19 protein-coding genes are annotated in these 20,468 nt (G+C 63.4%); 8 read left to right on the forward strand and 11 right to left on the reverse strand.

Annotated features, from left to right (window positions below; genetic code table 11):
- Positions 1 to 63: 63 nt before the first annotated feature.
- The 3 genes from ACFFNA_RS03080 (at position 64) to ACFFNA_RS03090 (ending at position 3,126) form a co-directional block, all read left to right on the forward strand.
- Complete coding sequence (locus tag ACFFNA_RS03080; RefSeq protein ID WP_111543576.1) at positions 64 to 1,104, forward strand: sulfate/molybdate ABC transporter ATP-binding protein; 1,041 nt, start codon at positions 64 to 66, stop codon at positions 1,102 to 1,104.
- Between the two features lie 228 nt (positions 1,105 to 1,332).
- Positions 1,333 to 2,319: a sulfate ABC transporter substrate-binding protein gene (locus ACFFNA_RS03085; RefSeq protein WP_378915486.1), complete on the forward strand. Its 987-nt coding sequence runs from the start codon at positions 1,333 to 1,335 to the stop codon at positions 2,317 to 2,319.
- Positions 2,320 to 2,676: 357 nt separating this feature from the next.
- Positions 2,677 to 3,126, forward strand: coding sequence for an RrF2 family transcriptional regulator (locus tag ACFFNA_RS03090; protein ID WP_013530871.1), 450 nt, complete (start codon positions 2,677 to 2,679; stop codon positions 3,124 to 3,126).
- On the opposite strand, the gene ACFFNA_RS03095 is transcribed toward ACFFNA_RS03090, so the two are convergent.
- The 9 genes from ACFFNA_RS03095 to ACFFNA_RS03135 form a co-directional block, all read right to left on the reverse strand.
- The gene (locus ACFFNA_RS03095; RefSeq protein ID WP_378915491.1) at positions 3,123 to 3,662 is read right to left on the reverse strand and encodes a gluconokinase; all 540 of its coding nucleotides are present in this window, start codon (positions 3,660 to 3,662) and stop codon (positions 3,123 to 3,125) included. The genes ACFFNA_RS03090 and ACFFNA_RS03095 overlap by 4 nt on opposite strands.
- A 2-nt stretch (positions 3,663 to 3,664) precedes the next feature.
- A complete protein-coding gene (locus ACFFNA_RS03100; protein ID WP_111543573.1) occupies positions 3,665 to 4,651 on the reverse strand; it encodes an ABC transporter permease in 987 nt (328 codons plus the stop codon).
- Positions 4,648 to 5,628 (reverse strand): ABC transporter permease, encoded by a 981-nt coding sequence (locus ACFFNA_RS03105; protein WP_378915494.1) that lies wholly within the window; start codon positions 5,626 to 5,628, stop codon positions 4,648 to 4,650. Before ACFFNA_RS03105 ends, ACFFNA_RS03100 begins: the two co-directional genes overlap by 4 nt.
- A complete protein-coding gene (locus ACFFNA_RS03110; RefSeq protein WP_378915496.1) occupies positions 5,625 to 7,172 on the reverse strand; it encodes a sugar ABC transporter ATP-binding protein in 1,548 nt (515 codons plus the stop codon). Before ACFFNA_RS03110 ends, ACFFNA_RS03105 begins: the two co-directional genes overlap by 4 nt.
- 82 nt (positions 7,173 to 7,254) lie before the next feature.
- Positions 7,255 to 8,382, reverse strand: a complete 1,128-nt coding sequence (locus ACFFNA_RS03115) for a sugar ABC transporter substrate-binding protein (RefSeq protein WP_378915498.1) — start codon at positions 8,380 to 8,382, stop codon at positions 7,255 to 7,257.
- A gap of 301 nt (positions 8,383 to 8,683) precedes the next feature.
- The gene (gntR, locus tag ACFFNA_RS03120) at positions 8,684 to 9,712 is read right to left on the reverse strand and encodes an HTH-type transcriptional regulator GntR (protein WP_378915500.1); all 1,029 of its coding nucleotides are present in this window, start codon (positions 9,710 to 9,712) and stop codon (positions 8,684 to 8,686) included.
- A 158-nt stretch (positions 9,713 to 9,870) separates the two neighbouring features.
- Entirely contained in the window at positions 9,871 to 11,097 is a 1,227-nt protein-coding gene (locus ACFFNA_RS03125; protein WP_378915502.1) for an MFS transporter, read from the reverse strand.
- A gap of 256 nt (positions 11,098 to 11,353) precedes the next feature.
- The gene (locus ACFFNA_RS03130) at positions 11,354 to 12,130 is read right to left on the reverse strand and encodes a FadR/GntR family transcriptional regulator (protein WP_111543824.1); all 777 of its coding nucleotides are present in this window, start codon (positions 12,128 to 12,130) and stop codon (positions 11,354 to 11,356) included.
- Positions 12,131 to 12,233: 103 nt separating this feature from the next.
- Positions 12,234 to 13,130, reverse strand: coding sequence for an NAD-dependent epimerase/dehydratase family protein (locus tag ACFFNA_RS03135; RefSeq protein WP_378915504.1), 897 nt, complete (start codon positions 13,128 to 13,130; stop codon positions 12,234 to 12,236).
- 119 nt (positions 13,131 to 13,249) lie between these two features.
- Here ACFFNA_RS03135 and ACFFNA_RS03140 point away from each other — a divergent pair, with 119 nt between their 5' ends.
- Entirely contained in the window at positions 13,250 to 14,188 is a 939-nt protein-coding gene (locus ACFFNA_RS03140) for an NAD(P)-dependent oxidoreductase (protein WP_378915506.1), read from the forward strand.
- Positions 14,189 to 14,300: 112 nt separating this feature from the next.
- Here the strand turns inward: ACFFNA_RS03140 and ACFFNA_RS03145 are convergent, their stop codons facing one another.
- Both ACFFNA_RS03145 and ACFFNA_RS03150 read right to left on the reverse strand, forming a co-directional pair.
- Positions 14,301 to 15,083 (reverse strand): FadR/GntR family transcriptional regulator, encoded by a 783-nt coding sequence (locus tag ACFFNA_RS03145; RefSeq protein ID WP_111543567.1) that lies wholly within the window; start codon positions 15,081 to 15,083, stop codon positions 14,301 to 14,303.
- A gap of 181 nt (positions 15,084 to 15,264) precedes the next feature.
- Entirely contained in the window at positions 15,265 to 16,254 is a 990-nt protein-coding gene (locus ACFFNA_RS03150) for a sugar-binding protein (RefSeq protein ID WP_111543566.1), read from the reverse strand.
- 468 nt (positions 16,255 to 16,722) lie between these two features.
- Here ACFFNA_RS03150 and ACFFNA_RS03155 point away from each other — a divergent pair, with 468 nt between their 5' ends.
- From ACFFNA_RS03155 to ACFFNA_RS03170, 4 genes are all read left to right on the forward strand, one after another.
- Positions 16,723 to 17,463 (forward strand): ATP-binding cassette domain-containing protein, encoded by a 741-nt coding sequence (locus tag ACFFNA_RS03155; RefSeq protein WP_111543565.1) that lies wholly within the window; start codon positions 16,723 to 16,725, stop codon positions 17,461 to 17,463.
- 40 nt (positions 17,464 to 17,503) lie between these two features.
- Positions 17,504 to 18,502, forward strand: coding sequence for an ABC transporter permease (locus tag ACFFNA_RS03160; protein ID WP_378915509.1), 999 nt, complete (start codon positions 17,504 to 17,506; stop codon positions 18,500 to 18,502).
- 35 nt (positions 18,503 to 18,537) lie between these two features.
- Positions 18,538 to 19,335 (forward strand): SDR family oxidoreductase, encoded by a 798-nt coding sequence (locus ACFFNA_RS03165; protein WP_378915636.1) that lies wholly within the window; start codon positions 18,538 to 18,540, stop codon positions 19,333 to 19,335.
- A gap of 177 nt (positions 19,336 to 19,512) precedes the next feature.
- On the forward strand, positions 19,513 to 20,340 hold the full coding sequence (locus ACFFNA_RS03170; protein ID WP_378915511.1) for an AraC family transcriptional regulator: 828 nt from the start codon (positions 19,513 to 19,515) through the stop codon (positions 20,338 to 20,340).
- The last annotated feature ends 128 nt before the right edge of the window (positions 20,341 to 20,468 follow it).

A 20,468-nucleotide genomic window follows, 5' to 3' on the forward strand; every position in this document is an offset into this window, starting at 1 on the left:
ATCGCCCAAAAGTGGGATACCGGTTTTGGGATAACGACATGCATCGACAAAAAAGGGGTTTGCATGGAAGTTCGCGTTGCCAACGTGCGCAAGGAGTTTGACCGGTTTCCGGCGCTGCATGACGTGTCACTCGATATCAAGTCGGGCGAACTGATCGCGCTGCTGGGGCCGTCCGGTTCCGGCAAGACGACCCTGCTCAGGCTGATCGCCGGGCTGGAGCGGCCGACACGGGGAAAAATCTTCTTCGGCGACGAGGACGCCTCGCAGAAGTCGATCCAGGAGCGCAATGTTGGCTTCGTCTTCCAGCACTATGCGCTGTTCCGGCACATGACGGTCGCCGACAATATCGGTTTCGGCCTCAAGGTCCGGCACGGGCCGTCGCGCCCGCCGGTGCAGGAGATCCGCCGCCGCGCTTCCGAACTGCTCGACCTCGTCCAGCTTTCGGGGCTGGAGAAGCGTTATCCGGCACAGCTCTCCGGTGGCCAGCGCCAGCGCGTGGCGCTGGCGCGCGCCATGGCGATCGAACCCAAGGTGCTGCTGCTCGACGAGCCCTTCGGCGCGCTCGACGCACAGGTGCGCCGGGAATTGCGCCGCTGGCTGCGCGAAATCCATGACGCCACCGGCCACACCACCGTCTTCGTCACCCACGACCAGGAAGAGGCGCTGGAGCTTGCCGACCGCGTCGTGGTGATGAGCCAGGGCCGCATCGAGCAGGTCGGCACCGCCGACGATATCTACGACACGCCGAACTCGCCCTTCGTCTACGGCTTTATCGGTGAATCGAGCTCGCTTCCCGTCAAGGTCGAGAATGGCGAGATCTGGCTCGCCGACCGTCCGATCGGACTTTCCGCGCCCCACGAGCCCTCGGGCGATGCGACGCTGTTCTTCCGCCCGCACGATGTCGAGTTGCTGGACGGCTGCAGTGGCTGCATCGCCGGCACGGTCGCCGCCAGCCGGCGCGTCGCCGGCACGCGGCGGGTGGAGCTTGAGATCGGCGGCGAGCGCCAGCGGGTCGAAATCGAACTGCCGGTCGATCACCCCGCAGCACAGAAAAGCCGGGTGGCCTTCCGCCCCGGTCGGTGGAAGCTTTTCCCGGCCGCCTGATCCACCGCCTGCCCATCGGTCCGCGAAGGATTGTGCGCGCACGCAGCGTCATTGTGTCGGCTGGGGCATCGAAAAGACTCATGCCTGGAAGGAGATCCTAACAGCCGGTCGTTTTGAGGATACCTTTTCTCGCGGCAAGGGCTTGGAGCCGCTGCGCGTGCCTCGTCGCGCACCATGCGCCACGGCTATGGTCCGGCCATAAACGCATTGCATCGGAGCCCTGTTTCCATGAAGCGATTTTTCCTTGGCGTCGTCGCCGTCGCCGGCCTGTTCCTCGCATCCTCCCAAGCCTGGTCGGCCGACAAACTGCTCAACGCTTCCTATGATGTCGGCCGCGAATTGTTCGTCCAGGTCAACAAGGCTTTCATCGCAGGGCATCCCGGCGTCACCGTCGACCAGTCGCATGCCGGCACCTCGGCGCAGGCGCGCGCCATCGCCGAAGGCCTTGGCGCCGATGTCGTCACCTTCAACCAGGTCACCGACATCGATTTCCTGGTCAAGAAGGGCCTCGTTTCGGCCGACTGGCAGAAGGATTTTCCCAACAACGCCTCGCCCTTCTATTCGCTGCCATCCTTCCTGGTGCGCGCCGGCAACCCCAAGCACATCAAGGACTGGAACGATCTCGTGCGCGACGACGTGCAGGTGATCTTCCCCAACCCGAAAACCTCGGGCAATGCGCGCTACACCTATCTGGCGGCCACCGCCTACGCCAAGGAAGCCTTCAAGGGCGACGACGCCAAGGTGAAGGAATTCATCACCAAGCTGTTCAACAACGTGCCGATCTTCGATACCGGCGGCCGCGCCGCGACCACCACCTTCGTGCAGCGCGAGATCGGCGACGTGCTGATCACCTTCGAGTCCGAGACGCGCGGCATCCGCAAGGAATATGGCGACGACAAGTTCGAGCAGGTCACGCCCTCGGTCAGCCTGCTCGCCGAATTCCCGGTGGCGATCGTCGACAAGGTCGCCGACGAGCATGGCACGCGCGATCTGGCCAAGACCTATCTCGCCTTCCTCTACACGCCTGAAGGTCAGGACATCCTCGCCCAGAACGGCAACCGCGTCCGCGACGCGGCTGTTGCCGCCAAATACAAGGCTCAGTTTCCCGATGTCCGCCTGCTGACGGTGGACGACGTCTTCGGCGGCTGGGACAAGGTGCAGAAGGAGCATTTCGCCGCCGGCGGCCTGCTCGACCAGACCTACGGCAGCCGCTGACAGCGGCAACATCCGAGGTGAGCGAGAAAGCCGGCGCCTTGCCGGCCTTTTCGTTTCGTGCGCCGGCAATCCGGTTTTCAGCGAACCAAAGCATGATCCCGAAAAGTGGAATCCGGTTTTCGGAGAAGATCATGCTCAGGGCAAGAGATAAGAGCCCCATCCCGATTTCACCCGGATGGAACAGGCTCTATCGGCGTCATCCATGCAAAACGTTACAAAGAATCAACGCGTTTGTGCCTAACGTGCCATCTGGCGGCTTGTTTTCGCGAAACGTCATCGCGCGGCGAAAACGTCATTATTTGCACACAAACAGTCGCCAGATGCGGGTGGCTGGGGCTTCAATGGGTTGATCTGGGCATGCTGACAAAAAAAGGCAAATACGGCCTCAAGGCCCTCGTGCATCTGTCCGGCCTGCCGGCCGGCCAACTGGCCTTTGTCAACGACATCGCGGTTGCCAACAACATCCCGAAGAAATTCCTCGATGCCATCCTGGGCGAGTTGCGCAATGCCGGCTTCGTCCAGAGCCGCAAGGGCAAGGAAGGCGGCTATCGCCTCGCCCGGCCGGCCTCCGAAATCAAGATCGGCCATGTCGTGCGCGTGCTTGACGGACCGCTGGCGCCGATCCCCTGCGCCAGCCGCACGCAATATCAGCGCTGCGAGGACTGTGACGAGGCGACCTGCCAGGTCCGGCACATGATGCTGGAGGTGCGGCAGGCGATTGCCGAAGTGCTGGACAATCGCAGCCTCGCCGCCATGCGCGATGCCGACAATGATGATTTTCCGGTCGAGCTGACGTCGCAGATTTAGCGCATCTGACGAACCGCTGCAGCGACAAGTTCGCCGACCGGGCGCGTCGCATCGAGCGTCAATGCCCGCTCATCCGCCGCCGGCGGCTCGAGGATGGCGAACTGGCTGTCGACCAGGCTTGCCGGCATGAAATGGCCCTTACGGCTGCGGACACGCCGCCTGGCAGTGGCAGGGTCGATCTCCAGATAGAGGAAGACGATCTCCGAGCAGAAGCCGCTCAGCCGCTCGCGATAGCTGCGCTTCAGCGCCGAGCAGGCGGCGACCACCCCTTGTCCCTGCTCCGCCGACGCCGCGATGCCTTCGCCGATCGCGTCAAGCCAGCCTTCGCGCAGTTTATCGGTGAGCGGCTCGCCGCTGGCCATGCGCGCGACGTTTTCGGGAGGATGCAGCCGGTCGCCCTCGATAAAGGTAACGCCCAGTGCGGCGGCCAGCGCGATGCCGACGGCCGACTTGCCGCAGCCGGCGACGCCCATCACCACAATGGCCGGCACCGAACCGGGAGCGCCCGTTGGCGCCTGTGCTGCCTTTTCGTCCACTGTCAGCGGCTTGCCGGCGCGCGGCCGTAGAGCAACAGCATGGCAACAATGACGACGCCATAGACGATCTGCCGCCCCGCCTCCGGCATCTGCATGACCGACAGGATGGATTGCAGCAGCGTGATCAGGATGACGCCGGCGACGGTGCCGAGATAGGAGCCGCGTCCGCCCAGGATCGAGGTGCCGCCAAGCACCACCGCGGCGATCGACGGTAACAGATAAGCATCGCCCATCGATTGCGCCGCCTTGGAGGCATAGCCGGCCAGAAGCACGCCGCCGAAGGCCGAAAGCCCCCCGGAGATGGCAAAGGCGATCATCACCACGCGCCGCGTGTCGATGCCGGAGAGATAGGCAGCGCGCTCGCGGTTGCCGATGCCGTAGACGGCGCGGCCGAAGCTGGTGCGGGTCAGCACGAAGACCATCGCCGCGCCGATCAGCGCCCAGATGATGACCGCGTTGGGCACGCCTGGAATGGCGAAGCCGGTCGCCAGATAGCGCATCGCGCCGGTCGACGAATCCTGTGGCGAGAAGCCGCCGGTGTAGACCACCATCAGCCCTTGCGCGACGGCGTTGGTGGCCAGCGTGATGATCATCGAGGGGATGCGCAGATAGGCGACACCGATGCCGTTGACCACGCCGATCGCGACGCCGCAGAAAATGCCGAAGGGGATCGCCAACGCGACGCCAGCCGGCCCGAAGGCGGCCACCGCACTGGCCATCATGGCACCCACTGCCACCGACCATGGCACCGACAGGTCGATCTGGCCAAGCAGGATGACCAGCATCATGCCGGTGGCGATGACGCCCAGAAACGAAGCCACCTTGAGTTGCTGCAGCAGATATTCCGGCGACAGGAAGCTTCTGGAGTAGAGGCTGCCGAGGAACAGCAGCAGCACGATGCAGGCAAAGGCCGTGAGCACCGCCGGGTCGGCGCGGCGGATGAATTTCGGCATGCGCCCAGCAATACCACCGATGGTCGTTTCGCTCACAGGAACCACTCCAGCCGGTTGCGGACCCTGAACAGGGCGAAGGCGCCGAGGCTGACGGCGATCAGCAGGATAACGCCCTGGAACAACGGTTGCCAGAGCGGATCGAAATCGAAGACGAAGAGCAGGTCACCGATAGTGCGGAAGGCCAGCGCCCCGAAGATCGCGCCGATGGCGCTGCCCTTGCCGCCGAACAGCGAAACGCCGCCGAGCACGACGGCGGCGATCGAGAACAGCGTATAGGCGTTGCCGCTGGCATAGGCGGCATCGCCGGTATAGGTGAAGAAGGTCAGGAACAGCCCGCCGACCGCGGCAAGCAGCCCTGCCAGTGCGTAGGCGGCGAATTTTCCACGACGGATCGGCACGCCGGACATGTAGGCCGCCATCTCCGACGAGCCGGCTGCGTAAGCCGCACGACCGAGCACCGAGCGGCTGAACGGCACCCAGACGATCAGCACCACGGCGAGCAACACGATCAGGCTGGCCGGCACCACGCCGAACAGGCGCCCGGTCAGCGCGTCGGCGAGGTCCTCGTTGACCGAGCCACCGGGGAATGGCCTGAGCAGCAGCGCGATGCCGAAGTAGACCGCGCCGGTGGCGATGGTGGCGACGATCGGCTGCAGCCGCCCGTAAATCACAATGGCGCCGTTGATCGCGCCGCACAGCAGCCCGGTGCCGAGCACAGCAATAACCCCGAAGGCGGTCTCGATGCCGGTGCCAATCACCAGCCACGAGGCGAGGCAATTGGTCAGCGTGAAGATCATGCCGACGGAAAGGTCGATGCCGGCGGTGATCACCACCAGCGTCTGCGCCATGGCGACGAAGGCCAGCAGCACGCCCTTGTTCGAGGCCGTTTGCACGACGTTGGCGGTGAAGCCCGCCGGATGGTTCGAGGTGTAGATCACGAACATGACGACGAAGATGCCGAGCGCCAGCAGCGTTCCGCGCTGTTCGGCCAGCCAGTAACGCCAATCTTTCACGCGTTTGCTCCTTGGCTCACGGGGCTCTCTTCGCCATGGATGTTGAGCGCGCTGGCGATCAGCGCCCGCTCGGTGATCTCGGCGCCGACCAGCTCGCGCTTGACCGCGCCGTCATAGAGCACCAGCACGCGGTCGCAGCAGCCGATCAGTTCGTCATAGTCGGTCGAATAGAAAAGGATCGCAGCACCCGCATCGGCGAGCTTGCGCATCAGCTGATAGAGTTCCTGCTTGGTGCCGACATCGATGCCGCGCGTCGGATCGTTGAGCAGGATGATGCGCGGCTGGCGCATCAGCCATTTGGCGATGACCACCTTCTGCTGGTTGCCGCCAGACAGCGCCCCAACCGGAATGTCGAGACCGGCCGTCTTGATCGCCAGCAAGCCGACCATGTCGTCGATCAGCCGCTGCTCGGCGGCGCGGTCGATGATGCCGGCTTTGGACAACCGGTCGAGCGCGGCGAAAGAGAGGTTTTCGCGCACCGTCATCGGCAGCATCAACCCTTCCGTCTTGCGATCTTCCGGGATCAGCGCCATGCCGATCCCGTCATGGCGTGCAGCGGCAGGGCTGGCGATCGCGACCGGCTTGCCGTCGATCAAGATGTGACCGGACAGGCCGCGCAGCACGCCGAAGAAGGCAAGCAGCAATTCGCGCTGGCCTTGACCATCGAGACCGCCAAGACCGACCACCTCGCCTGCTCCAACCGTCAGCGAAACATTGTCCAACCGGTCGGTCCATGAAAGTTGGCGTGCCTCCAACACCGGAACGGCGGCAGCCGAAGCGCGTACCGGCTTCGGCGGAAAGATGTGGCTGTATTCGCGCCCGATCATCAGTTCGACGACTTCATTGTCGCTCTTTGTGCCCGCAGCGTAACTGGCGACATTGCGGCCGTTGCGAAACACCGTGCACTGGTCGGCCAGTTCGGCGATCTCGTTCATGCGGTGCGAGATATAGAGCAGTGCCAGCCCTTCCGAGCGCAGCCGCTTCAGCACACCGAAAATCTTGGCGACATCCGTGGCGGTCAGCGCCGAGGTCGCCTCGTCGAGGATCAGGATGCGCGGCTTGCGTGCCAGCGCCTTGGCGATCTCGACCATCTGGCGGCGCGACAACGGCAGGTCCTTGACCAGCGCCAGCGGATGGATGTCTGCGGCGCCCGCGCGCGCCAACGCTTCCTCCGCGATGCGGCGTTGTGCCCTGCGGTCGATCATGCCGAACCGCGTCGGCGGGTCGGAAATGACGATGTTGTCGGCGACGCTGAGCTCGGGAACCAGCGACAGCTCCTGGAAGATGCAGACGATGCCGGCCTGGTTCGCGGCAGCCGGCGAAGCGAACGTCACCTCGCGGCCATCCAGCGTCATGCGGCCTTCATCGGGCGCGACGACGCCCGCCATCACCTTGATCAGCGTCGATTTGCCGGCGCCGTTTTCGCCGAGGATGGCGTGAATGCTGCCGGATGAGACCGAAAGCTCGGCCTTTTCCAGCGCCCGCACACCACCATAGCGCTTGGATATGCCTTCCATCCGGAAGAGCGGAACCGCACCGTCCATCGGCCCTCCCGAGGCACATTGACGACTAGGGATATCGGAGTGGTCGGCGCCGCGGGAGATCCCGCGGCGCCGGGTGTGCCGCCTACTGGTCAGCCTTGGTCTGGCCCATGATTTCCTGCGCGGTGAAATTGATACCGCAGGTCGGGAAGGAATTACCGACGAAGAAATTGTCGGACTGATCGGGGAAGAAATCCTGACCTGCCTTGAAGTTCGGATCCTCGACGATCGCGAGCGGCAGCTTGACCGACTGCGGGACGACATTGCCTTCAAGTGCTGAGATCGCCGTCTTGATGGCAACCGCCACCTGGGCCGGGCCGGTACCGGCTGACGAGCATTTCAGCCCGTCCGCTGCATGGGCCGCGCAGAACTTGCGGAAGCCGTTCTCTGTTTCGCCGCCGAACGGTACGAACGGATGCTTGGCGTCGATCATCGCCTGCACGATGCCGGTGTCGCCACCCTGGCCGGTGATGCCGACGAACGGACCATTGGTGGCGATCGCGTCAGCCGTGACCTTCTGCGCTGTCGGATCGTCCCACTTGCCGGCGACTTCGGTGACGTCCCATTTCTTGCCCGAAGCGTCGAGAACCTCATGGATGCCATTGTGGCGATCGGTGTCGACCGACGTGCCGGCAACGCCGCGCACTTCAAGAATCTTGCCGCCATCGGGTATATGGCTGATCAGCCATTTGCCCCAAAGTTCGCCGAGGCCCTTCTGATCGACATTGACGTTGATGGCATCCTTGGTATCGAGAATGTTGTCGAAGGCGACCAGTACGACGCCGGCTTCCTTGGCGCGCTTGATGACCGGCGCGAAAGCGGTCGGATTCTGCGCGTTGACGACAGTCGCGTCATAGCCGGAATCGATGAAGTTGTTGATCGCCGAAATCTGCGCCGGCACATCCTCGCCGGTCGACACCACCTTGAATTCCTTCAGCTTGGCGGCGACGTCCTTTTGCGCTGCGTAAGCCTTGGCGGTCTGGATCATCTGGATGCGCCAGGTGTTGGCGATATAGCCATTGGCGAGCGCGATCCGGTATGGGCCGTCTTTCTTGGGAAACTTGAAGAACAGCGTGTCTGCGGCCCAGGGCGCGAAGCAGTCCGCCTCGGCGGCTGGTCCCTTCACGACTTCGGGGCCGGCGGCCATTGCGGCCGAGTTGAGCATGACAAATGCAGTGGCGGCAACGATGCCACCCATGAGTGACTTGATCATCGATATTCCTCCCAGTTGCAGTTTTGATTGTTGTTGGCTGCCATGCACTTCACGCGTTCGGCCAGACGCCTCCCGCCTTGCCTGCCGCGCTTTTTAGTCGCCAATGCTGACCCGCTGCCCTCCTTTGCCATCTCTCAATCGGAAACAAAAACTATCATATTATACATAATAAACAAGAATTGGCTGTCGCTTATATATAATAAACAGGCTCTGGCTTTTGCCGCGAGTTTCCAAAGTGGCAATTGGTAGCGCTACCATGACGCTGTGTAAACCGGCATTCACACAGTCGCTTCTGTGTGTTTCAACGGGCGGTGCTCTCGCGGCGCTTGAGTTCGAAACCGAGATCGACGATCCGCTGTTCCGGCCTGTTGCCGGCGATCGCCGCCAGCGCCATGGCGACCGCGCGTCGGCCGATCTCATAGCGGTGGGTGCGGATGCTGGTGATCGAAGGAAACGCCACCTGCATCATGTCGAGGTCGTTGAAGCCGACGATGCCGATCGTCTTCGGCACCGCGATCGAGGCGCGATGGCACTCGAACAACACGCCGAGCGCGATGTCGTCATTGTTGCAGAAGACACCGTCGAGCGTCGGCACCTTGGCCAGCGCGTCGCGGAGCATTTCGCGACCGAGCGACACGCTCGAAGGCACCGGCGTGGTGGTGACAAGGCGCGGGTCGAACAGGCCGGCGGCGTCCATCGCCGCGCGATAGCCGGCCAGGCGCCGCTGTGAGCGCGGGTCCATGCGCGCGCCGATGAAACCGATGCGGCGATAGCCCGCCTCGACAAGATGTTCGGTCGCGGTCCTGCCGCCGTCGAAATGCGAAAAGCCGACCATCATGTCGACCGGATCGAGCCCGGTTTCCATGACTTGGACTACCGGGCAGCCGGCGCTCTCCAGCAGTTTTCGCGACGCCGGTGTCTGGTCGATGCCGGCGACGATCAGCGCTGCCGGCCGCTGCGAACCGAACAGCTGCAGCAGCCGCTCTTCCTCGAGGCCGGAATAATGGGTGTTGCCGAGCTGGATGCGGAACGGGCTGGCCGATAAGCTGTCATAGATACCGCGCACCACCTCGGCAAAGACGTTGTTGGTGAGCGACGGCACCAGCACGCCGAACACCTCGGCGCGCGCCGAGGCCAGTGCCCGTGCATTCGGGTCCGGCACGTAACCGAGTTCGTCGACGGCGGCCTGGATCTGGCGGCGCAGTTCCTCCGAGACGCGCTCCGGCTCGCGCAAGGCGCGCGACACGGTGATGGCGCCGACACCGGCCTTGCGCGCGACATCGGCAATCGTCGGGCGGCCGCCGCCCCGGCGCGAGCGCGGCTTGATCAAGGGCCCGCTCGCTCGGAAGGGCACCTGCCAAAGCGCGGTCGCGATACGATCGTCCTTGCAGTCGTCATCTCACCCGGCCCGCTTTGCCGCACCCACTCGTCTTCTGGCGTCGCGCAGCCTTTCGTCCTTGTCAAGCAACAGGAAACAACTCTCCACGTTCAAGCCATCGCCATAGCACGTTGCCTTGCCTTCCAAAACAACAGCCCGATCGCCAGTATGTTCAGCAGATTCCAGGCGATACCGTTGAGGAATGCCGCGGCATAGGAGCCGGTCAGGTCGTAAATCCAGCCCGACATCCAGCCGCCGATCGCCATGCCGAAGATCGTCGCCATCATGACGATACCGATACGCTGGCCGGCCTCCCTGGCCGGCATGTATTCGCGCACGATGATCGCGTAGCAAGGCACGATGCCGCCTTGCGACAGACCGAACACCAACGACACGACGTAAAGCGAGGCAAGCCCGTCGAAGGGGATGTAGAACAGCAGCGACAGGCATTGCAGCACCGAGCCGATGAGCAGCGTCTTCACGCCGCCGATGCGGTCGGCGAGAAAACCGGACGCCAGCCGGCTGACGACGCCGGCCGCCATCATGATCGACAGCATGTCGGCGCCGTGCGCCATGCCGTAGCCGAGATCCATGCAATAGGCGACGATATGCACCTGCGGCATCGACATCGCCACGCAGCAGCCGAGGCCAGCGACGACCAGCAGCACCTGCAACGCCGCCGGTGACAGTGAAATCGACTGCACCGGCCGGCTTCCCGGCGAACCGGCGGCCGCCGCCGGGGCACCGCGCCGCAATAGCAGCACCAGCGGCACCATGGTCACCAGGCAGAAGATGCCGATTGCGGCATAGGTGAAGCGCCAGCCTTCCGCCTTCATCAGCGTCGGCATGATGGTCGGCCAGAATGCTCCAGCAAGGTAGTTGCCGGCGGCCGCTGCCGTCACCGCGACACCGCGCCGGCGATTGAACCAGTGCGAGATATCGGCGATCAGCGGCCCGAAGATCACTGACGTGCCGACACCGATCAGCAACCCTTGAGCCAGGGTGAATTGCAGGATCGAAGTCGACAGCGCCGCGAGCAGGAGGCCAGCGGCGAGCGCAATCGAGGAGAGCAGCGCCGGGATCCAGTAGCCCATACGGTCGATGGCGCGGCCGACCAGCACGTTGCCGGCGGCGAAACCGACCATGGTCGCGGTGTAGGGCATGGACGCCGCGGCGCGATCAACGCCGAACTCGGCCTGCACGGCGGGCAGCACGACGACAACAGCCCACATGCCGACGGCGCCGATCGTCGCCAGCAGCATCGAAATGGCGAGCCGCATCCAGGCATAGGTGCTGTCGATGCCGGGGCTCGGCCGGCTCAAGTCGGTTCGGGTCAAGGCGTTTCCTGTCGGCGGTCTCAAAAATCGGCTACCGTTTGCGCCACTATCGGCGCATTCGCAGCGCAGAGCAGCGCCACGGCGGGCAAATCCGTGGCTCCAGGGCCAGGGGCGGACATGGGAACCGATGCCAGTGTGCGGAGTTTTCCGGCAAGAACCTGCCCGCTTCGCGAAAGAAAGTGCTCGAGGACGCCAAGGACGAACTGCGCGCCGCCTTCGGACATACAAGGAGAATTAGCCGCGATCCTTTAGCGGCCTACCGCGAACGGATGACGCCGTCGGTGTTGGCCAACAACTTGCGCACCGCGTTGCGCGCCGCATCCGGCCGTTGCAGGCGGATGTTCTTCTCGATCGCTTCATGCAGCTTCTGCGCATGCTGCAAATCATCCAGCTCCCGCGTCGTATAGGCGAACAGATGATCGAAGGCGGATTCTATCAGCACGCCAAGCGGCACCAAAAGGTCGTTGCCGGATGCCCGCAGGATCGCCAGGTGGAAACGCGTGTCGGCACGCGTGCGCTCCTGCAGGCTGGTCGCCTCGCCCATCTCGCGGCAGGCCTGGCTGATCTCGGCCATCTGCTCGTCGGTCCGCCGCATGGCGGCAAAGGCGGTCGCTTCCGGCTCGATGATGTGGCGGAACTCCTGCACGGTCTTCAGGAACACCTCGCGATCCGGTGACGTCGCGTACCAAGCCAGCACATCGCGGTCGAGCAGGTTCCAGCGTTCCTTCGGCTCGACCCAGCTGCCGATCTTGGGGCGCGACGCCAACAGGCTCTTGGCCATCAGCATCTTGATCGCTTCGCGTACCGCCGAACGGCTGACGCTGAAGGTCTCAGACCATTTCGCTTCATTGGGCAGGATGGTGCCGGGCGGATAGTCGCCGCGCACGATCCGCAGACCAATCTCGCTGGCCAGCGAAGCATGGACGCTCGAGCCTGGAATGCGCGCCGCGTCAGGTCGGCGAACGCCGGCCGGACGGTCGCCGGAGGCCGCTTTCGCTGGCGATTTTTCCTTGTTCGGCTTCGCGTCCCGCATGGGCTCCAGAAAGTCCGGATTGAAGGGGCTGTCAAGCGCGGCAAGCGGCTCGGGCGGCAAAGCCGGCCGCTGTGCACAGATCAGCCCCAATTGTTCCTGCGGATCAGGCCTGCGTGACGTATTTGCGCCAGCTATGCTCCGGGCGAAAACCCAGCACGTCCCGCGCCTTGCGGCTCGACAGCAGCGTCTCATATTCACCGAGTTCGGCCTTGACCGGTACGCCCGGATAGAACCGCTTCAAGAGTTCGGCCGTCGGCAGGTCGGACGAAGTGTCGTCATTGGCGGCGTTGAATACCTGATAGCCGAGCCCGTCCTTTTCGATGGCACGCAGCGTGATCTGGCCAAGGTCGCGCGCGTCGACATAGCTCCAGGCGATGCGCTTGCGGAAACCCGGGTCGGCGAACCATTTCGGAAACAGCGAATACTCATGCGGCTCGATGACGTTGCCGATGCGCAGCGCATAGATGTCGATGCCGCTGCGCAGCGCAAACGCGCGAGCCGTCTTCTCGTTGACGACCTTGGACAGTGCGTAGCTGTCCATCGGATCGACATCATAGTCCTCGTCAAGCGGAAAATACTGGGGATCACGCGGCTCGTTGGCGAACACCAGCCCATAGGTCGTTTCGCTGGAGGCGATCACCACCTTGCGGATGCCGAGCTTCACTGCAGCCTCGATGACATTGTAGGTGCCGAGCGCATTGATGCGGAACACCTCGTTGTCGGTGGTGATCATGATGCGCGGGATGGCGGCGAAATGCACCACGGCATCGACCGGCTGGGGGCGCAGCGACGGGTCGAATTCATGCAAACCTATATAGCTCGACAGCGCGTTGAACACCTGCCCGCTGTCGGTGATGTCGGTGATCAGCGTGCGCACCTTGGGGTTGTCGAGCGGCTTGGTGTCGATGTTGAGCACCTGGCAGCCCTGCTCCACCAGATACTGCACGACATGGCGTCCGGCCTTGCCGCTGCCGCCGGTGAACATGATCCGCTTCGTCATTTTGCTCTCCACATCCTCTGGGATTTATGTGTATTGTCAGACAATATTGCGATCCGCAACCACCCTCGCCTGCAAAACGGCAGCGCTGATCATCAATCATTGCAACAGGACTTGAAGACATGAACACGACTGCCGCGAGCGAAAAGATCGGCTTCATCGGCCTTGGTCTGATGGGGCACGGGATCGCCAAGAACATCGTCGACAAGGGCTACAGCCTGACCTTTCTCGGCCGCAAGAACCGCAAGCCGGCGGAAGACCTGCTTGGCCGCGGTGCCGCGGAAGCGTCGACCTCGCGCGAGGTCGCGGCGGCATCGGACATCGTCTTCATCTGCGTCACCGGTTCGCGCGAAGTCGAAGCCATCATTCGCGGCCCCGGCGGCCTCAAGGAGGGCTTGAAAAAGGGCTCGGTCGTCGTCGACTGCTCGACCTCAGATCCGGTCTCGACCATTGCACTGGCGGCCGAACTCAAGGCCCTCGGCATCGACTATGTCGATGCGCCGCTGAGCCGCACGCCGAAGGAGGCCTGGGAAGGCACGCTCGACGCCATGGTCGGCGCGCCGGACGCCGTCTTTGCCCGGCTGAAGCCGGTGCTCGAAACCTGGGCCGGCCGCATCGTCCATATCGGCGACACCGGCGACGGCCACCGCATGAAACTGCTCAACAACTTCATCTCGCTCGGCTACGCCGCGATCTATTCCGAGGCGCTGGCATTGGCGCAGAAGGTCGGCATCTCGCCGCCGCGCTTCGACAGCGTCATCCGCAACGGCCGCATGGATTGCGGCTTCTACCAGACCTTCATGCGCTGGACGCTGGAGGGCGACCGCGACGCCCACAAATTCTCCATCGCCAACGCCTTCAAGGACCTGACCTATCTGGAATCGATGGCGGGTGCCGCCGGCATCGCCAACCCGCTCGGCAACGCCACCAAGAACTCTTTCGCCGGCGCCTTTGCCACCGGTCCGGTCGAGCAATTCGTGCCGATGCTGGCCACCCATATCGGCAAGGTCAACGGTGTCGACCTGATGCCGATGAAGGACGGCAAGAAACAGACGATTTGAGGTGAGAAGCGGTCCGCGCAGCGGACGAAAAGCCAATTGCTTGGCTTTTCGAGTTTCGAACGCCCTGAGCCTGCGAAGGGCCGCCGGAGGCTATGCGCAGAAAATGCGCCGGTCACCGCCTTGAACGCCCGATTCCTTCATCGGTGTTTTCAAGCAGCTTGTGCACGGCGTTGCGCGCGGCTGCCGGACGCCGCAGGCGGATGTTCTTCTCGATCGCCTCATGCAGCTTCTGTGCCTGCCGCTGATCACCAACCCTCTGCGTCGTGAAGTCGAAGAGATGGTCGAGTGCCGATTCGATCAGCACGCCGAGCGGCACCAGCAGATCGTTGCCGGAGGCGCGCAGAATGGCGAGATGGAAGCGCGTGTCGGCGCGGATACGCTCCTGCAGGCTCAAGGCATCGCCCATCTCACGGCAGGCCTGGCTGATCTCGGCCATCTGCTCGTCGCTGCGCCGCATTGCGGCAAAGGCCGACGCCTCCGGCTCGATGATGTGGCGAAACTCCTGCACGGTGCGCAGGAACGCCTCGCGGTCGGGCGCCGTCGCGTACCAGGCCAGAACGTCTCGGTCGAGCAGGTTCCAGCGCTCTTTCGGCTCGACCCAGCTGCCGATCTTGGGGCGGGAAGCCAGCAGGCTCTTGGCCATCAGCATCTTGATGGCTTCGCGCACTGCTGACCGGCTGACATTGAAGATCTCGGCCCACTTGGCCTCGTTGGGCAGGATGGTGCCCGGCGGATAGTCGCCGCGCACGATCCGGAGACCAATCTCGCTGGCCAGCGAGACATGGACGCTCGCTCCCGGAAAGTGCGCTGCACCAGCCCTGCGCATGACAGCCGGACGGCGGCCAGCTTGTGCCGTGGCCTGGTCGGCTCGCTTCTTTGACTTTTCGTCCGGCATCCACGTTCCAATGCGTCGGCCGTCTGTCGTCCGGATTGATCCGAACCTGCACGGCGCGCCGATCTCGTTGCCGAAAATTCCAGACATGGGCGCGTCAAAGCCGGAGCCGGTTGCCCCAACCACAGCGTCCCGTTCATGAATTGACGGGGCGCCCGTTACCGAGCGCCCCGAAATCGAGAACCTACTTCTGGATGCAGGTGTCGACCGTGTCCTTGGTGCATTCGTCGAGACCGGTGAACACCGGATCGGCGACGGCCTTGCCTTCGATCAGGTCGATCATCACCGATGGCGCCTTGTAGCCCATTTCGAACGGCCGCTGACCGACCAGAGCCGTCACCAGGCCATCCCTGGCAATCGCCACCTCGTCGCCGATCGTGTCGGCGGCACCGATGACGAAGTCGTTGCTGGCTATCCGGTCCTTGAGCGGCCCGAACAGATCGCGATAGGGCTGCGGGGCGCCGAACAGCGGCCAGCCGCCCATGATGCCGAACGCATCCAGCTTGGGGTTGGCGGCGAGGATGTCGGTCATCGCCTGCACCCCCTTGGCGCCGTCGTCATTGGTGAACACCGGGCAGCCGGCGACTTCGGTCCAGCCACCTTCGCCGGCAAGTGCGGCGAGGCCTTCCTTGCCCGACAGCGCGTCACGCATGCCTTGCGCGCGGCGCAGGATGTTGTCGGCCGCCGGATTGCCCTCGATGGTGCAGATCGTGCCGCCATTCGGCTTGCCCTTCTTGATGTACTCACCGATCTTGTGACCCATCAGGTAGTTGTCGGTGCCGAGATAGGTCTTGCGCAGCGCCGCATCTTCCTTGCTGAGGTCGGCATCGACCGTCATGATCGGGATCGTGGGATTGGCGGTCTTGATCGTCTGCGCGATCAGCGGCGCGTTGGACGGCGAAATCGCCATCGCCACGGTGTCGGCCTTGCTCAGCATGTCCTGAACGATCTGCGCCTCGCCGGCCTCGTCCGAAGTCGACGCCGGACCGGTGTAGAAGCACTCATATTCCGAGCTGGCGTTTTCCTTGTTCCATTTCTCGCAGCCCTGGTGGATGGCTTCGAAGAACGGATTGTCGAGACCTTTCACGACGATGACGAGCTGTTTCTTGGCCAAAGCCGGCCCGGCGCCAAGCGCCATCATGGCGGCGGCAGCGAGCAAAAGTGATTTCCTCATGTCAGTCCTCCCTTGAAACAGACGGACACGGCGTGCCCGCCACACAAATCGACCGGATGCGTGATGACCGAGCTTCGTTTCGCGAGCGCTCGTGTCGCCAATACAGGTCGATAAGCATTTCCAGATGCGGCTTTGGACCGGCTCGAACACACGGGTGCCGCCAGAACCTCGACCGATAAACCTCCGCCGATTCCACCCGGCGAACGCCAGCAGGGATCGGCATAATCTCCTCCGACGCTTAGCTAATATCGGCTCGCCGCCAACGTCAATGCTATTTGTCCTACAAAACGGATTTTTAAAATAACCCGGCTTCAATTCGTCCGACAATTGATTGACGCGCGCCGGCTTTTGCGTAAAAGAACGCTAACGCTGGTTCCGGGAGGAGCTGGGGAGAGCGAGGCCTAAGCAGCGCCGGCATTCACGCCGGGAACAGCGGCAGGTAGCAAAAACGGGGAGGCAAGAAGGCTGGTGGCGGTTCTCGAACTCACCAATATCTCGAAGCATTTCGGCGCCATTCAGGCGGTTAACGACGTGTCGCTGTCGATCGAGCCCGGCCAGGTGGTCGGCCTGATGGGCGACAACGGCGCCGGCAAATCGACGCTGGTCAAGATGATCGCCGGCAATTTCCGCCCGAGCCACGGCAGCATGCAGATGGACGGCAAGGATCTGGTGCTGCACAAGCCGGTCGAGGCGCGCCAGCACGGCATCGAGATCGTCCACCAGGATCTGGCGCTCTGCAACAATCTGACCGCGGCGGCGAATGTCTATCTCGGCCGTGAATTGCGCCGCGGCGTCGGTCCGTTCCGCATTCTCGACTACGCCTCGATGTACAAGCGCGCCGGCCAGATCTTCGCCGAACTCAAATCCGAGACCCGTCCGCGCGACCTCGTCAAGCAGATGTCGGGCGGCCAGCGCCAGGCGGTGGCGATCGCCCGCACCATGCTGTCGCAAGCCAAGATCGTGCTGATGGACGAGCCGACGGCGGCGATCTCCGTGCGCCAGGTCGCCGAAGTGCTGAACCTGATCCGCCATTTGCGCGACCAGGGCATCGCGGTCGTGCTGATCAGCCACCGCATGCCAGACGTCTTCACCGTCGCCGACCGAGTCATCGTCATGCGGCGCGGCCGCAAGGTCGCCGACAAGACGATTGCGTCGAGCTCACCCGAGGAAGTCACCGGGCTGATCACCGGCGCCATCGAACAGGTATGATTTCAAGCGTTTTCACCATGGCAGCAGATGAAGGCCGACGATGGCACTGACAATTGACCAGCCGATCGAACACAAACAGCAATCTCTGCCGGCAAGGCTGTTTGCCAGCCAGACCTTCTGGGTGGTGATCGCGGTCATCCTCGCCTGCCTGTTCCTGTCGTTTGCCACCGACGCCTTCGCGACATCGAAAAACCTCTACAACATCACCCGCAACATCACCTTCGTCGCCATCATCGCGCTCGGCATGACCTTCGTCATCATCACCGGCGGCATCGACCTGTCGGTCGGCTCGGTGCTGTGCCTGTCGTCGATGGTGCTGGCCGTCACCATGCATGCCGGCTACTCGATCGAGGTCGGCATCATCGCCTCGATCGCCACCGCGCTGGCCATCGGCGCCTTCAACGGCATCCTGATCGCCTATCTCGGCTTTCCACCCTTCGTGGTGACGCTCGGCATGCTGTCGATCGCCCGCAGCCTGGCGATGGTCGCTTCCAACAACACCGTTGTCTTCCAGTTCGGCCCTGACCACGCCAAGCTTCTGGCGCTGGGCGGCGGCGCCTGGGTGTTCGGCATCGCCAATCCAGTGCTTTACATGATCCTTTTGGCGCTGATCACCGGCTTCATCCTGCGCTGGACCAAGTTCGGCCGGCACATCTTCGCCATCGGCGGCAATGAGCATGCGGCGACGCTGACCGGCGTGCCGGTGCGCCAGATCAAGGTCGCCGTCTATATGATCTCGGCGCTTTCTGCGGGCATTGCCGGTGTCATCGAAACCGGCTGGCTGGGCGCCGTCACCACCAACATCGGCACCGGCATGGAGTTACAGGTCATCGCCGCCACCGTCATCGGCGGCGCCAACCTTGCCGGCGGCGTCGGCACCGCCTTCGGCGCCATCGTCGGCGCGGCGCTGATCGAGGTGATCCGCAACAGCCTCGGCCTGCTCGGCATCAATGCGTTCTGGCAAGGCGTGTTCATCGGCGGCGCCATCCTGCTTGCGGTGCTGTTCGACCGCATCCGCAATTTCCGCCGTAGCGATTAGGACCATGATCCCGAAAAGTGGAAACCAGTTTTCGCATAAGATCATGGTCAAGCAAAAGACAGCCTGATGGCAACTCGCTGTTCAGCCTCGAGGGCCGGCTGGCCTTGGTGACTGGCTCCGGCCAGGGCATAGGCTTTGCCCTGGCGCGCGGCCTGGCTGAGCACGGCGCGAGCGTCGTGCTGAACGGCCGCGATGCCGCCAGGATCGGCAGCGCCGTCGACAAGCTGCGCGATGCCGGCTTCAAGGCGCATGCCTCGACCTTCGACGTCACCGATTTCCAAGCGGTCGACGCGGACGTCGCCCGCATCGAGGCCGAGATCGGCGCCATCGACATCCTCATCAACAATGCCGGCGTGCAGTTCCGCGCCCCGCTCGAGGACTTTCCCGAGGAGCAATGGGAGCGGCTGTTCAAGACCAATGTGTCGGGGGCCTTTCATGCAGGCAAGGCGGTCGCCCGCCACATGATCACGCGCGGCATGGGCAAAATCATCAACATCGGCTCGGTGCAGAGCGAACTCGCAAGACCGAACATCGCGCCCTACACCGCAACCAAGGGCGCGATCAGGAACCTGACGAGGGGCATGTGCGCCGACTGGGCGAAGTACGGCCTGCAGATCAATGCGATCGCGCCCGGCTACTTCCGCACCGAGATGAACCAGGCGCTGGTCGACAATCCCGAATTTTCCGCCTGGCTGGAAAAGCGCACGCCGGCCGGGCGCTGGGGCAATGTCTCCGAACTTATCGGCGCCGCGGTCTTTCTAGCCTCCGACGCATCGTCCTTCGTCAACGGGCATACGCTGTATGTCGACGGTGGCATGACGGCTTCAGTTTGAGGGCTCGGCGTTCTCCACCGCTATTCGTTCCAGTACCTATCGCTTAGTCTGAAAATCCACCGCCAAGGCACATCGCAGAAGGCTCCAGCCGCCCTGCACCTTGACGCGGCCCCGAACTCCGCCGCACAATCCCCCTGCAGGCGAAGGGAGCCCAGTCGTCTGCGGGAGGAAACACCCATGACGGAAGCGATCAGGCTCTACTGGGGCCGGTTCGGACATGTTTCTGTCCTGAATGTCGCAAGCGACTTCGTCACCCATGCCCATGTCGAAGCACATTTGATCATCTGGCTGGAAGGCACGGCCGGCGAGATGACCATCGGCCGCGAGATGGTACGGCTTGGACCGCGCACCGCCGCCGGCATCAACTCCTTCCAGCCGCACAGCCATGTCCTGTCGCAGAACGGCACGCCGGGCCTGTTCCTCGCGTTCTACATCGATCCCGACTGGGCGCGGCGGCGCCGCGACTTGCCCTCGTCCGCACCGCTGTTCTCGCAGGCCACGATCACGCTGGAGCCCTGGCTGCACCAGGCTGCCGCCTGTCTGCTCGACCATCTCAGCGACAATGAAAGCGTGGACGATGTCGCCCACTACGAGATCGAGCGTTTCATCGACAGCGTACTCGATGCCGCCGACGCTTCGGCGCCGCAGGAAGCGCGCGTCCGCATAAACACCATGCAGGATTTCCGCGTCCGCAAGGCAATCCAACTGATGAAGGCCAATGTCTGCGAGCGCATCTGCTTCGACGACGTGGCGCGCGCCGTCGGCCTGTCGCGTCCGCATTTCTTTGCCCTGTTCAAGGAACAGACCAATCTGACCCCCAATGTCTACTGGAACACGCTGCGCATGGAGGAAGCGGTGCGGCAGTTGCAGTGGTCGCAGGAGCCGCTGATCTCGGTTGCCTGCAATCTCGGCTTCACCACGCAAGGCAATTTCTCGCGCTTCTTCCGCGACCATGTCGGCGTGCCGCCGACGCTCTACCGCGAAGCGGCGCGGATGATCGCCTGAGCCAACCGGCCGCTACTCTTTTTCAGACCCTTTTTCAGACTCCTTGATACGGGCTCAAGACGCATTGATAAGCGTCCCTGACATGGCCGCCCTACCCTTGCCCAACTGCCGCATTTGCAAGGGAACAT

Source organism: Mesorhizobium kowhaii, from assembly GCF_042431665.1.
Taxonomy (GTDB): Bacteria; Pseudomonadota; Alphaproteobacteria; order Rhizobiales; family Rhizobiaceae; genus Mesorhizobium; species Mesorhizobium kowhaii.

Coding starts and splice junctions, on each gene's coding strand:
- ACFFNA_RS03080 (WP_111543576.1), top strand. CDS start 64: ATGGAAGTTCGCGTTGCCAACGTGCGCAAGGAGTTTGACCGGTTTCCG.
- ACFFNA_RS03085 (WP_378915486.1), top strand. CDS start 1,333: ATGAAGCGATTTTTCCTTGGCGTCGTCGCCGTCGCCGGCCTGTTCCTC.
- ACFFNA_RS03115 (WP_378915498.1), bottom strand. CDS start 8,382: ATGATCAAGTCACTCATGGGTGGCATCGTTGCCGCCACTGCATTTGTC.
- ACFFNA_RS03145 (WP_111543567.1), bottom strand. CDS start 15,083: ATGCCGGACGAAAAGTCAAAGAAGCGAGCCGACCAGGCCACGGCACAA.
- ACFFNA_RS03150 (WP_111543566.1), bottom strand. CDS start 16,254: ATGAGGAAATCACTTTTGCTCGCTGCCGCCGCCATGATGGCGCTTGGC.
- ACFFNA_RS03130 (WP_111543824.1), bottom strand. CDS start 12,130: ATGCGGGACGCGAAGCCGAACAAGGAAAAATCGCCAGCGAAAGCGGCC.
- ACFFNA_RS03140 (WP_378915506.1), top strand. CDS start 13,250: ATGAACACGACTGCCGCGAGCGAAAAGATCGGCTTCATCGGCCTTGGT.
- ACFFNA_RS03090 (WP_013530871.1), top strand. CDS start 2,677: ATGCTGACAAAAAAAGGCAAATACGGCCTCAAGGCCCTCGTGCATCTG.
- ACFFNA_RS03110 (WP_378915496.1), bottom strand. CDS start 7,172: ATGGACGGTGCGGTTCCGCTCTTCCGGATGGAAGGCATATCCAAGCGC.
- ACFFNA_RS03170 (WP_378915511.1), top strand. CDS start 19,513: ATGACGGAAGCGATCAGGCTCTACTGGGGCCGGTTCGGACATGTTTCT.
- ACFFNA_RS03135 (WP_378915504.1), bottom strand. CDS start 13,130: ATGACGAAGCGGATCATGTTCACCGGCGGCAGCGGCAAGGCCGGACGC.
- ACFFNA_RS03160 (WP_378915509.1), top strand. CDS start 17,504: ATGGCACTGACAATTGACCAGCCGATCGAACACAAACAGCAATCTCTG.